This window comes from Litoreibacter arenae DSM 19593, assembly GCF_000442275.2.
GTDB classification, from domain to species: Bacteria; Pseudomonadota; Alphaproteobacteria; order Rhodobacterales; family Rhodobacteraceae; genus Litoreibacter; species Litoreibacter arenae.
On record NZ_KE557306.1, the window covers coordinates 612,772 to 624,502 of the forward strand.

Annotated in this window: 13 protein-coding genes; 6 read left to right on the plus strand and 7 right to left on the minus strand. The window is 61.7% G+C overall.

Going from position 1 to position 11,731, the window contains the following annotated elements:
* Nucleotides 1–65 precede the first annotated feature (65 nt).
* Entirely contained in the window at nt 66–920 is an 855-nt protein-coding gene (locus THALAR_RS03120; RefSeq protein WP_021100027.1) for a universal stress protein, read from the minus strand.
* A 136-nt stretch (nt 921–1,056) separates the two neighbouring features.
* Between THALAR_RS03120 and THALAR_RS03125 the strand changes: the two genes are divergently transcribed.
* Nucleotides 1,057–2,007, plus strand: a complete 951-nt coding sequence (locus THALAR_RS03125) for a DnaJ C-terminal domain-containing protein (protein ID WP_021100028.1) — start codon at nt 1,057–1,059, stop codon at nt 2,005–2,007.
* 3 nt (nt 2,008–2,010) lie between these two features.
* Nucleotides 2,011–2,322, plus strand: a complete 312-nt coding sequence (locus tag THALAR_RS03130; protein WP_021100029.1) for a chaperone modulator CbpM — start codon at nt 2,011–2,013, stop codon at nt 2,320–2,322.
* Nucleotides 2,323–2,345: 23 nt separating this feature from the next.
* Here THALAR_RS03130 and THALAR_RS03135 read toward each other — a convergent pair whose 3' ends face one another.
* Nucleotides 2,346–3,056, minus strand: a complete 711-nt coding sequence (locus THALAR_RS03135) for a VIT1/CCC1 transporter family protein (protein WP_021100030.1) — start codon at nt 3,054–3,056, stop codon at nt 2,346–2,348.
* 124 nt (nt 3,057–3,180) lie between these two features.
* Here THALAR_RS03135 and THALAR_RS03140 point away from each other — a divergent pair, with 124 nt between their 5' ends.
* Entirely contained in the window at nt 3,181–3,537 is a 357-nt protein-coding gene (locus THALAR_RS03140) for a phasin family protein (RefSeq protein WP_021100031.1), read from the plus strand.
* A 57-nt stretch (nt 3,538–3,594) separates the two neighbouring features.
* Nucleotides 3,595–3,936, plus strand: coding sequence for a beta-lactamase hydrolase domain-containing protein (locus THALAR_RS03145; protein WP_021100032.1), 342 nt, complete (start codon nt 3,595–3,597; stop codon nt 3,934–3,936).
* A gap of 32 nt (nt 3,937–3,968) precedes the next feature.
* Here the strand turns inward: THALAR_RS03145 and THALAR_RS03150 are convergent, their stop codons facing one another.
* The 4 genes from THALAR_RS03150 to THALAR_RS03165 form a co-directional block, all read right to left on the minus strand.
* Complete coding sequence (locus tag THALAR_RS03150; RefSeq protein WP_245622334.1) at nt 3,969–5,336, minus strand: TRAP transporter large permease; 1,368 nt, start codon at nt 5,334–5,336, stop codon at nt 3,969–3,971.
* Nucleotides 5,300–5,926 carry a TRAP transporter small permease subunit gene (locus THALAR_RS18765; RefSeq protein WP_040817608.1) on the minus strand — a complete coding sequence of 209 codons (627 nt, stop codon included), beginning with the start codon at nt 5,924–5,926 and terminating at the stop codon, nt 5,300–5,302. The genes THALAR_RS03150 and THALAR_RS18765 overlap by 37 nt, the downstream gene beginning before the upstream one ends.
* Nucleotides 5,927–6,010: 84 nt before the next feature.
* A complete protein-coding gene (locus tag THALAR_RS03160; RefSeq protein ID WP_021100035.1) occupies nt 6,011–7,114 on the minus strand; it encodes a TRAP transporter substrate-binding protein in 1,104 nt (367 codons plus the stop codon).
* Between the two features lie 124 nt (nt 7,115–7,238).
* On the minus strand, nt 7,239–8,858 hold the full coding sequence (locus tag THALAR_RS03165; protein WP_021100036.1) for a GMC family oxidoreductase: 1,620 nt from the start codon (nt 8,856–8,858) through the stop codon (nt 7,239–7,241).
* A 140-nt stretch (nt 8,859–8,998) separates the two neighbouring features.
* Here THALAR_RS03165 and THALAR_RS03170 point away from each other — a divergent pair, with 140 nt between their 5' ends.
* Nucleotides 8,999–9,784, plus strand: coding sequence for an IclR family transcriptional regulator (locus tag THALAR_RS03170; RefSeq protein ID WP_021100037.1), 786 nt, complete (start codon nt 8,999–9,001; stop codon nt 9,782–9,784).
* On the opposite strand, the gene THALAR_RS03175 is transcribed toward THALAR_RS03170, so the two are convergent.
* A complete protein-coding gene (locus THALAR_RS03175) occupies nt 9,781–10,767 on the minus strand; it encodes a zinc-dependent alcohol dehydrogenase (RefSeq protein ID WP_322786911.1) in 987 nt (328 codons plus the stop codon). The genes THALAR_RS03170 and THALAR_RS03175 overlap by 4 nt on opposite strands.
* A 148-nt stretch (nt 10,768–10,915) precedes the next feature.
* On the opposite strand from THALAR_RS03175, the gene THALAR_RS03180 reads away from it, so the two are divergent.
* Nucleotides 10,916–11,671 (plus strand): hypothetical protein, encoded by a 756-nt coding sequence (locus THALAR_RS03180; RefSeq protein WP_021100039.1) that lies wholly within the window; start codon nt 10,916–10,918, stop codon nt 11,669–11,671.
* The last annotated feature ends 60 nt before the right edge of the window (nt 11,672–11,731 follow it).

Genomic DNA, 11,731 nt, shown 5'->3' on the forward strand with positions numbered 1-11,731 from the left:
TCGATCTGGCGTAAGATATACCCCCCGCGCGCGGCCACAGCGCGCGCGGGGGGCTTTTCTGCTGGCTAGTGCGTCATAAGCACCGGCATTTTCGTTTGCGCCGTCAGGCTGGCTGTCGTGCCGCCGAACAGGTTTTCGCGCAGGCGGGACCGACCGTAGGCACCGGCGACCACGAGGTCGGCGCCAACCTCTTTGGCGCGGCCCAGTATGCACTCCGCGATTTCGCGACCGCCGCTTGGATGCTGCTCGACCGTGACATTGCAGCCGTGGCGGGTCAGCCATTTGCCCAGGTCGGAGCCGGGGTTTTCGCCGTCAGCCATCTCGCTCATCACTGGGTCGAAGCACGCCACCGTGACGGCCTTCGCCTGCTTGAGCAGAGGCAGCGCCTGTTTGACCGTGCGTGCGGCGGGCAGGCTGGTGTTCCACGCGATCAGGATATGGTTTGGAGAGAGCGTCTTCTCGCCAGCGGTGTCGTTGATCACGACAGGCGCGGAGGAGTTGAACAACAACCCGTGCAGCACGTTTTTGAACGTGTAAGGATCGTCTCGCAAGTCGTTAGAGATAAGGCATAAGTCGCATAGATTGGCGCGCCATGCGACGAGGTCGGCAAGGCCTACCGGTTCGGCGCAGGCGGAATTGACATCACCGGACAGGCCTTCCTTGGCGAGCATGTCCTCGACCTCGTCGAGTTTGGCCTTCAGGTCGGCCCCTGTTTGCTGGACGGCTTCCTGCCATGCGTCGGGAACCACGGGCGTTCCGTAAGGCAGCATGCCCACGCCATAGTTGGGGAATTGCGGCACTGCCCCCACCGCCAGATAAGCAAGGTGCAGGTTTCCGGCCCGCGCGGCGTCGGTTACCGGAGAAAGGACGTCCATCGGGCATTTCGCGCCTATGACGGTCAGAATGGTCGAGTTTTTCATGTTGTAACCTCATCGCTATATGTCCCCAGTATACCAGAGCGGCGCGACCGTCGCTTGAGTTAGCGCAAATGCGACCCCAGATATTTGTGATACACTGCAATGCAATAGGACTATTCAGCCGGAGCATCCGTCGATCATGGACTACAAGGATTACTACAAGGCGCTGGGCGTGGAGCGGACGGCGACTCAGGACGAGATCAAGCGCGCCTATCGCAAGCTGGCGCGAAAATACCATCCTGACGTGAACACCGAAGATGGTGCGGATGCCAAGTTCAAGGAAGCGGGCGAGGCGTTCGCGGTGCTTGGCGACGCGGAAAAGCGCGCCGCCTATGACCAGCTTGGCGCGGAGCCGCAAGGTGGCGGGCAGGGGTTCCGGCCGCCACCGGATTGGGATCAGCGCTATCATTTTTCCGAGCGGCCACATGGCGCGGGCGGACCGGATGACGCGGCGTTCAGCGACTTCTTCGAAAATCTGTTCCGGTCGGGGTCGCGGGCCGAAGGCTTCACGTCGCGCAGGCAGGCGGCAGGACAGGACCAGCACGCCCGCGTGGTGCTGGACCTTGAGGACGCATATCACGGCACGACGCGTGTCCTGACCATGCAGTCGCCGGAAATGGACGATGCCGGTCGGTTGGTGATGAAAAACCGCAGCGTTTCTGTTAAAATCCCCAAAGGCGTCCGCGAGGGCCAGCATATACGGCTGAAGGGCAAGGGCTCCCCCGGATTTGGCGGCGGGCCTGCGGGCGATCTGTTTCTTGAAGTGTCGTTCGCCCCGCATCCGACCTATCGCATTGACGGGCGCGACATCTATGTGGACCTGCCGGTTGCCCCGTGGGAGGCCGCGCTTGGCGGTAAGATCAGCATGCCGACACCTGCGGGCGAGGTCGGCGTGACGGTCCCGAAGAACGCGCGGGCGGGACAGAAGCTGCGCCTGAAAGGGCGCGGGCTTCCGGGCAAGAGGGCGGGCGATCTGTATGCCGTGCTCAAGATCGTGAACCCGCCGAAGATCAACGACAAGGCGCGGGCTCTGTACGAGCAGATGGCACAGGAGATGAAGTTTGATCCCCGCAAGAACATGGAGGGCTAAGCCATGAAGAAAGCGAAGATGCACAAGGACGAAGCTGAAACGCTGGACGAGCTGACATTGCACGAGCTGTGCCGCTTTTGCGACGCGGACGAGGCTTGGGTGGTGCAGTTGATCCAGCACGGTGTGGTGGAGCCGCGCCAGGCCAGCGGTTCGGAATACAGTTTCAGCCATATCAGCGTGCTGCGGGCCAAGAAGGCCCGTCGGCTGGAGCGCGATCTGGGGGTCAATATGCCCGGTATCGCGCTGGCTCTGGACCTGCTGGAGGAGCGCGACCACCTACGCCGGATGCTTGGGCGGTTCGGGCTGGCCTCCTAGGCGATGCCACGGGCGGTTCGCCGTCAGGTGTGGAACATGGTCCCGACGAAGTAAGCAATCGCCGCGGCGGTCGATCCAATCGCCAGCGTTTCGAGCGCCGAGCGCCACCATGGCGCAAGGGACCACCGGCTTTTAGCCGCCCCGATGCCGAAAAAGACCACAGCGGTCGCCGCTATGGAGATGGTAAACGGGTTATCGAGCCCCAGCAGGAACGGCAGCAGTGGCACGATGCCTGCGGCCAGAAACGCAAGGAACGTCGCGATTGCGGCGGCCATCGGGGCAGGGGGCGTAGGTGACAGGCCGTATTCGTCGGTCAACATCAGCTCGATCCATTTGCGCGGCTTGCTGGCGATGGCGTCGGTTGCTTGGTCGAGCAAGGTGCCGGTCAACCCCTTGGCCTCCAGAATTTGCCGAAGCTCTTCGCGCTCTCCGTCGGGGTAGTCGTGAATATGGCGCTGCTCGATGGCGCTGAGGCGGTGGCGATCATCCAGATCGGCCTTGGTGCCGGAATAGTTGCCCGCCGCCATGGAGAAGCCGTCAGCCAGCACGTTTGCGACCCCGAGCGCGATGATAACCGTGTGGGACAACCCGGCCCCTTGCACGCCCGCCACAATGGCGAAAGTCGTCACCGCGCCGTCGATCCCGCCATAGATCATGTCCCGCAGATGGAGTGTGCCCCCACTTCCGGCGAGGCGTTCCGCGATTTCGGTTTTGCTGTGGCCGTGATCTTCCATGACGCCGCCTCCTGTGCGGACGACTCTTGCGCAGGTTGCGGGCGACAACATTGATGCGGATCAATAGGGGGCGGGGCGAATATGCTATGATCGGACCCGTAGCTACATTCAGGAGGATACCAATATGACTGGAAAAACCACTGATAAGACACAAAAAACGCCTGAAGCCCCGGGGCTGAAAGCGATTCAGGATGTGCAGCAAGCGGGATTCAAATCGGCATCCGCTCTCGGCAACGCTTGGGCGGAAGCGCTGAGTAACCTTGGCGTGGAAGTGTTCGACTTCGTGGCGGAACGCGTGAAAGAAGACGTGCGCACGCAACACCAGTTGATGCATGCGAAGTCCCTGCAAGAAGTGCAGAAGATTCAAGGTGAGTTCGTGCAAAAGGCTCTGGACCAGTATTCGGCCGAGACCGGCAGGCTTGTCGAACTGAGCCAGGCCGCGATGGCGAAACTGCCCGGCACGAAGATCATGCCTGACTGACCAACGCGACCGCCGCTGATATGTGGCAGCGCTACTGGCTCTACCAAAGGAAAACCGATGATTACACCGACCAAGATGACGGCTGACATCAGCATCTGTGCGCAACCCTCGGCGAGAGACGTGGGCTTGATCCATACGCTTGGCTTCAAGTCCATCCTGTGCAACCGCCCCGACGGCGAAGCGATTGACCAGAGCCTTTACGAAGAGATGCGACAGGCTGCCGCCTATAGCGGCCTCAAGGCTGCATACCTGCCGATCGGGCAGGACGGCCCGACGGAGGCCGACGTGGAAAAGTTGGCCGAGCTGGTCCGGACTCTGCCGCGCCCGATACTGGCGTATTGCGAAACGGGCGACCGGTGCGAACGGCTGATCAACGCCATGATGGCCAGCGAGGTCTGAGGGCGAAGGCGCGTCAGAGCCTACGGCGTCGGTCAGCCGCCGCCGTAGATATATATCGGCAGCCATGTCGCGATTGCCGGGAACAGGAACACCAGCGACAGCCCGAGTATCTGGATGACCATGAACTGCATCATGCCGAAGTATATGTCCTTGAGATCCCATTCCGGCACCACGCCTTTCAGAAAGTAGGCTGACAAGGCCACGGGCGGACTGAGCCACGCGGTTTGCAGACAGACCGCGACGAGGATGGCGAACCACAGCATATCGACCTGCAACTCCAGCAGCACGGGCGACAGGATCGGCAGGATGATCAGCACGATCGGCACCCATTCGAGCGGCCAGCCGAGCACGAAGACCAGCGCGAGGATCAGGATCACCACCACGGAAGCCGAGACGTCGAGGTTCAGCAGCAGCTCGGTGATCATGGTCGGTGTGCCAAGGCGCGAGAACACGGCGCCGAAGAAGTTGGACGCGGCGACCAGGAACAGGATCAGGACCGAGATTTCCAGCGTCTTGATCAGCGCGTCATATAGGCCTGCCCAAGTGAACTTGCGATACCCGATGGCCAGCAGGATGGAGCCGAATGCCCCCATGCCCGCGCCCTCGGTCGGAGTGGCCCAGCCTGCGAGGATCGAGCCCAATGCGAAGGCGATCAGGATCGTGGGCGGGACGAGGCCGAAGAACAGCTCTTTCCAGATGATGGACCGGTTTTCGGGGATCATGTCCTCGGGCAGGGGCGGGCCAAGCTTGGGGTTTATCCAGCAGCGTCCCAAGGCGTAGATCACATAGAGACCGGCCATCAGGATGCCGGGGAAGATGGCCGCCGCGAACAGGTCGGTGACGGGGATTTCCAGCACCGGCCCCATGACCACCAGCATGATCGACGGCGGGATCAGGATGCCCAGCGTGCCGCCTGCGGTGATGGTCCCTGCCGCCAGCCGCACGTCATAGCCGGAGCGGTTCATGGTCTTCGCCGCCATGATGCCAAGGATGGTGACAGAGGCGCCCACGATGCCGGTTGCCGCGCCGAAGACCACAGACACGAACAGCACCGCGAGGTAGAGCGAGCCTTTCATGCGGGCCAGCATCATCTGGATGGCCGCGAATAATCGCTCCATCAATCCGGCCTGCTCCATCATGAAGCCCATGAACACGAAGAGCGGGACCGCCGCGAGGGTCTGCTCCATCATCGAGTTGTAGAATTGCAGCGTCATCAGGAAGACGGTCAGTTTCACGCCGAAGCCCCAAGCGCCGAAGACGACGCCCAGAAAGATCAGGGTGAAGGAGATCGGGAAGCCGATAAAGATCGCGAACAGCATGGCCCCGATCATGAACAGGCCGATTATTTCGTTGGAGAATTCCATCAGACGGGCCACTTTCCGCGTGTCGCGGCGTACCACGATTTCAAGATTTCAGAGATACCCTGAATGCACAGGAAGAAGACCCCAGCTGTCAGGGCCATTTTGACGGGCCACACGATGGGTGCCCATGTGCTGTCACCGGCGCGCTCGCCTTGCAGGAAGGACTTGGCGGAGAAGTCGTAGCCCGCCTTCAGAAAAAACAGCATCGCGGGCATGAACAGCACCACGTAGAGGATCAGATCGACGCGGCCCTGCGTGCGGTCCGAGAAGCCGCGATAGATGAAGTCAGCCCGGATATGCAGCCCGCGCATCAGCGCGTAGGCGGCACCCAGCATGAAGGACATCCCGTAGAGCATCCGCGACAGGTCGTAGGACCACAGCGTCGGCGCGATGAAGAACTTGCGGGCGATGACCTCGTAAACCATGGCGAGGATGATCGGCACGACCAGAAGGCACGCGATGCGGCCTTGCCAGTTGGAGAAATGGTCGATGGCGTAGATCGCCTTGCGGGCGAGGGGGTGCATGTCGTCGGGCAGTTTCTTGCCCACGGCTCCGCCCGCATCCGCGAGAAGCTCGTCACCGACATTCTCGTATTCCGAGAAGTCGATCTTGTCTTGATCTTCGTTCATCATCGGACTGTCCCCCTTGGCAAATGAGCCTTGGCGTGTGTGGTCCTGCCCGCATCACACGACGCGGGCAGGGGAGGTTTTGTGTTACTTTTCGCCAGCCAGTTCAGCCGCATAGGCGCGGCCCAGATTGGCGTTGGACGTTTGCGCACCGGCCCAGAACGGAACTGCGGTCCGTGCGAAGTCCTTTTGGGACTGCCACACTTCCGCAAAGAACGCGTTGTCGGCGGCGTTGGTCTCCAGCGCTTTGTTGGCGGCTGCCATGTACTCGGTGAAGTAGTCGGCAGGGGTGTCATGCAGGATCACGCCGTCCTCGTTCACCAGCTTGTCCAGCGCCAGACCGTTTTCACGGATGCGGTAGGCCATGGATTTCATCAGCGACGCGTTTGCGGCGACTTCGATGGCTTTCTGCTGCAAAGGCGTCAGGCCGTTGTAGACGTCACCATTGATGTAAAGGTCAGCGTTCACAACAACCTGGTGCAGGCCTTGAAGGTAGTAGTGCTTCAGGACTTTCTGGAAGCCGAAGACTGAGTCAGGCTTCGGGCAGCACCATTCCGCCGCGTCGATAGTGCCTTTTTCCAGCGCGGGCAGGATGTCCCCGCCGCCCATGGCGACCGAGGCCACGCCGATGTCCTTATAGGTCTGGCCCGGAATGCCCGGAGGTGTCCGGAAGCGGTATTTGCGGAAGTCGGCCATCGTCTCGATCGGCTCTTTGAACCACCCCAAGGCCTCTGGGCCAACGGGTTGCAGCATGAAGCCTTTGACGTTCACGCCCATCTCTTTCCACAGCTGGTCATACAGCTCCTTGCCGCCTGCATTCAGGAACCACGACATGAACGCGATGTTGTCGATGCCGACACCGGCACCAGCCACCGGCGAGCCGAAGAGCATGGCGGCAGGGTGCTTGCCCGACCAGTAATGCGTCCACGCAAAGCCGCCTTCGATCAGGCCTGCGTCAACCGCGTCGAGCGTTTCCTGCACGCCCACGACGGAGCCTGCGGGCAGCACCTCGATGACGACTTCGCCGTCGGTCAGGGCTTTGACATCCTCTGCGAAGTCTTTGAGCATGACGATCTCGTCCGCCGAGGACGGGATCACCGATTGCACGCGGATCGTGGTCTCGGCAAATGCCGCCGAGGCCAGCATGGACAAGCCCAGTGCGCCTGCCGTGATGGTTTTCAAGTTCAACATAAGGTCCTCCCTTAAGGTCCAAGCCTTCCGATTAATCTCTGGCAAAACGGGGAAGGCATCCCGCGCCGCCTTTTCTTCAACGTCTCACCGCGCTCCTCCTCCAAGGTGCGGTGGTTGAATTCTGCTACCCCGCCCTCCTTTCAGTGGACGCGGCATCTTCAAGGATCATGTCGGAGACTTTCTCCCCGATCATGATCGCCGGTGCGTTGGTGTTGCCGCTCACGATGGTCGGCATGATGGAGCAGTCCGCCACGCGCAGCCCGTCGATGCCATGCACCCGAAGGCGGGCATCGACCACGGCCATGTCGTCGTTGCCCATTTTGCAAGTGCCGGTCGGATGGTAGATCGTCACGGCGGTGTTGCGCGCCCAGTCGAGCGTGGCGTCATGGTCGTCGAACGCGACCTCGCGGCCGGGGGCGAACTCTTCGATGATATGCTCTTTCAGCGGGCTATGCTGCGCGATGCGACGGGCGACCTGAATGCCTTTGACGATGGTGCGCTGGTCGGTTTCCGTCGCCAGATAGTTCGGGTGAATGGCGGGGTGGTCGCGCCAGTTGGCGGATGTCAGTTCCAGATGCCCCGCGCTTTCGGGGCGCAGTTGCAGCACGCTGGCGGTGAAGGCGGAAAACTTGTGCGGCCCTTCGGCGGGGTGCGAGGCCGAGAAGGGCTGGATGTGGAACTGGATGTCAGGCGTGTCCAGATGCGGCTCTGTCTTCAAGAAGCCCGTTCCGAGGCTCGCGGCCATCGCCATGGGGCCGGTGCGCTTCAGCGCATATTCCAGCGCGATCAGACCTTGCTTGAAGTAGTTGGAGACCTCGACATTGATCGTGGACAGGTCGGTTTTGAACACAGGGCGGGCTTGCAGGTGGTCTTGAAGGTTGCGCCCGACGCCTTTCAATTCGTGCACCATCTCGATGCCGTGGGGCTTGATGCCATCCACGTCACCGATGCCGGATAACATGAGGATCTGCGGGGAACCTATTGCGCCTGCTGATAAAATGACTTCCCTGCGGGCACGGATTTCAGTGTGCTTGCCGTTCAGGTCGACCTCAACCCCTGTGGCACGTTTGCCGTCGAGGATCAGGCGCTTGGTTTGGGCGTGGGTGATGATTTCAAGGTTCGAGCGCCCTCGCGCAGGTTTCAGATAGGCCACCGCCGAGGAGCATCTGCGCCCGTTTGCCATGGTCAACTGGAAGTAGCCGACGCCTTCCTGATCGCCGTCATTGTAGTCGGGGTTTTTCTTGTAGCCAGCGGCTTCGGCGGCGTCGATCCACTTGTCCACCACGTCGCGTTTCAGACGTGTGGGGGAGACGTGCAAGGGACCGCCCGTGCCGCGATCTTCGCCCTTGTCTTTGCCGTGCCAGTTTTCGGATTTCTTGAAGTATGGCAGGACCGTTTCCCAGTCCCAGCCGGTATTCCCCATCTGTGCCCAGTGGTCGTAGTCCTGCGCTTGCCCGCGCACATATAGCAGCCCGTTGATCGACGACGAGCCGCCCAGCACGCGCCCGCGCGGCCACGGGATAGAGCGCCCGTTCAGCCCCGGATCGCTGGCCGCCTGATAGCGCCAATCGGTCTTGGGGTTACCCATGGTTTTGAAGTAGCCGACCGGAATGTGGATCCACGGGTTTGTGTCGCGACCGCCAGCCTCAAGCAGGGCAACGGTAAACCTGCCGCTCTCGGAAAGGCGGTTGGCAATGGCGCATCCGGCAGAACCGGCGCCCACAATCACGTAGTCAAATTCCAAAACCCCTCCATATGTCAAAAAATGAGACTTTGCGTCTCGTTTTTGATGGTTTAGCCTACAACGATTCGTGCATTGCACAAGCGGTTTCCTGTGAGGGTATCGCAGGCACGTCCCGCAATCTGTGACGAACGGAGGATGGTTTGGACGATAAGGCGACGCCGGACGACACTGCTGACGCGCGGATTCCGACAAACATGCGGACGCTGCTGTTGTTGGAGGCGCTTGGGCAAAGCGACAAGGCGATGACCCCGACAGAACTGAATGCGTCGGTCGGATTGCCGAAGCAGACGGTGCACCGGTTATGCGCGACACTGGAGGCGGAGGGGTTTCTGGTGCGCGACGGCGATGGCAAGGGGTTCCGCGCCGCCCGTCGCGCCCGTCTGATGGCGTCGGGGTTGCTTCATGCCGGCTGGGCGAACGTCGCGCGGCACCAGATCATGAGCGAGGTCGCCAGAAGCGTCGGCGAAACCGTGAACTTCGTCGTGCCGGAAGAGGCGGGGATGCGGTATCTTGACCGGGTCGATACAAGCTGGTCGTTTCGCATCCAGTTGCCCATCGGCACCCATGTGCCGTTCCACTGCACAGCCTCCGGCAAGGTGTTCATGGCTTCGCTGACCCCGAAGGCGCGAGCGGCCTTCGTCAGCGCGTTGACGCTGTCGCGGGAGACGCGCAAGACCCACGTCTCGACCGATGCACTGTTGGCCGAGTTGAAGGTGATCGCGAAGCAGGGGTTCGCGGAAGACGACGAGGAGTTCATCGACGACATGGTGGCCGTCGCGGTGCCGGTGCGCGACCCTGCGGGGCGCTACGTGGCTTCCCTGGCGGTGCACGGGCCTGCCCAGCGGATGAGCCTCGTTCAGGCAAAAAGCATGTTGCCGACGCTGCAAGTCGCGGCAGACAAGCTGCGCGATACCTTGTTTGTCTAGGGGTGCAGGATCACTTTCGGCGCCATGACCTGTCCGCTGAGGATATCCGCAAAGGCTTGCGGCCCCTCCGAGAGCGCGCGTGTTTCGGCCCAGTCGAGCGGACCCAAGCGCCCGTCGGCCATTGCGGCGACGGTGTCGCGGAAGTCCTGATCGGTATAGGCGTAAGTTCCGAAAACTGTTATTTCCTGTAGGGTTATGCGGCGAACATCAAGTCCGTCATTGCTGTCTCCAAGCCCGATATGGCAGATCGTGCCACCGGGTGCGACCATCGTGCAGGCGGCTTTTCGGGTTGCCTGGAAGCCGACGCAATCGACCACGAGCGCCGCTTGTCCGGCGTTTATTTCGGCGGGGTCGCGCACGGGAATGTCGGTCAGTTCGCGCAGATGCGATGCGCGAACGGGGTTGGTTTCCAGCAACGTAATGTCGGTCGCCCCGAACGCTTGTAACGCCAACGCGCTCCCGAACCCGATCGCGCCGCCGCCGATGACGATCACGGGCGCGCTCAGGTCGGCATAGGGCTGCTCCGCGCACAGCCGGATGGCGTGCCAGCAGACCGCCAGCGGCTCTGCCAGCGCGGCCTGATCGAAGCTTAGGTGGTCAGGGAGGGGGATCAGGTTGTCCTCCGGCATGGTCAGCCATTGCGAAAATGCGCCTTCGCGGGGTGGCATGGAGATGATCTGGCGTGTCGGGCAAAGGTTCGTGCGCCCGCTTGCGCAGGCGGGGCAGGTGCCGCAGGTTACCAGCGGGTTTACCGTGACGCGGGTGCCGGTCAACTCGCCCGATGCGACGACGCCGGCAGCCTCGTGACCCAGCACCAACGGGGCGGGGCGTCGGTCGTCATGGCCCAGATAGCCGTGCATGTCGGAGCCGCAGATGCCGACGGATTTGACCTTAACCAGCGCCTCGTTTGCGCCCGGGAACGGGCGAGGGCGTTGCTGCATCTCCATGCTCTTCGGAGCAGTATAGACAAGGGCTTGCATCATGTTGGCGGCTTTCCTCGGGGCGTTCCGGTGCAGCTTCGGCGCAAGTGCGACGGCAGGCAAGCCTCCAGTTCGCGCTGAGTGACTTTGGTCACCATCCCCCGTTGCCCCTAGGTCACGAATTACCACTACATCTAGAGGGGGTTCAAATATGTCGGCATTTCCGGCGATGATGGACGCGAACGGCAACTGGTCGGTGACTTTTGGCTCGAACGAGATCCCGCAGGGCGAATACATCTCTGACGTCACGGTCACGACCATCGACCGCAACGGCAACCCTGACAGCGTCTCGACCCCTGTCACTGTGGATACCGAGGTGCCGGATGCGCCTGTCGTGATCTCCTACACGGAATACACCCGTGGCGATCCCGGCGTGTCGGGCGTTGGCACCGAGCTGAGCGACGATATCGTCGCCATCAGTCAGATCAGCGGGACCGGGCAGGTCAGCAACGTGGCCTATGACACCCGCACCGTGGCCGAAATTCCGGGTGTGCGGGATGGCGAGCTGCAATTCACCTTCAACGAACGCATTCCCGACGGCTCCAACCTCGTGATCAACGCCGAGGATGCGGTGGGCAACGAAAGCGCCACGTTTGTGGTGCTGGACGACAATGCCCCCGGCGTGGTTGACGTGTCGCTGGCGGGGCTTTCCGGCTTCGATGTGGGGGCGATCGACCTGTCCATCGCGGGCGACAGTGCGCTGACCCTGAGCGAGGCGGACCTGCTGGGCCTGTCCGACGACACCAATGCGCTGATCATCCACGGCGATACATCCGACACGGTCAACATCGCAGGCGCGCAGGCCACAGGGGCGACCGAGACGATCGGTGGCCGCGTCTATGACGTCTACACATTGGGGGATGATGGCAGCTTGATCATCGACCACACGGTCAACGTGAACTACTAAAAGCGGGCGGGGGCGTATCCACATGGATGCGCCCTTTTCCAACCTCTCGACGCATAAGAA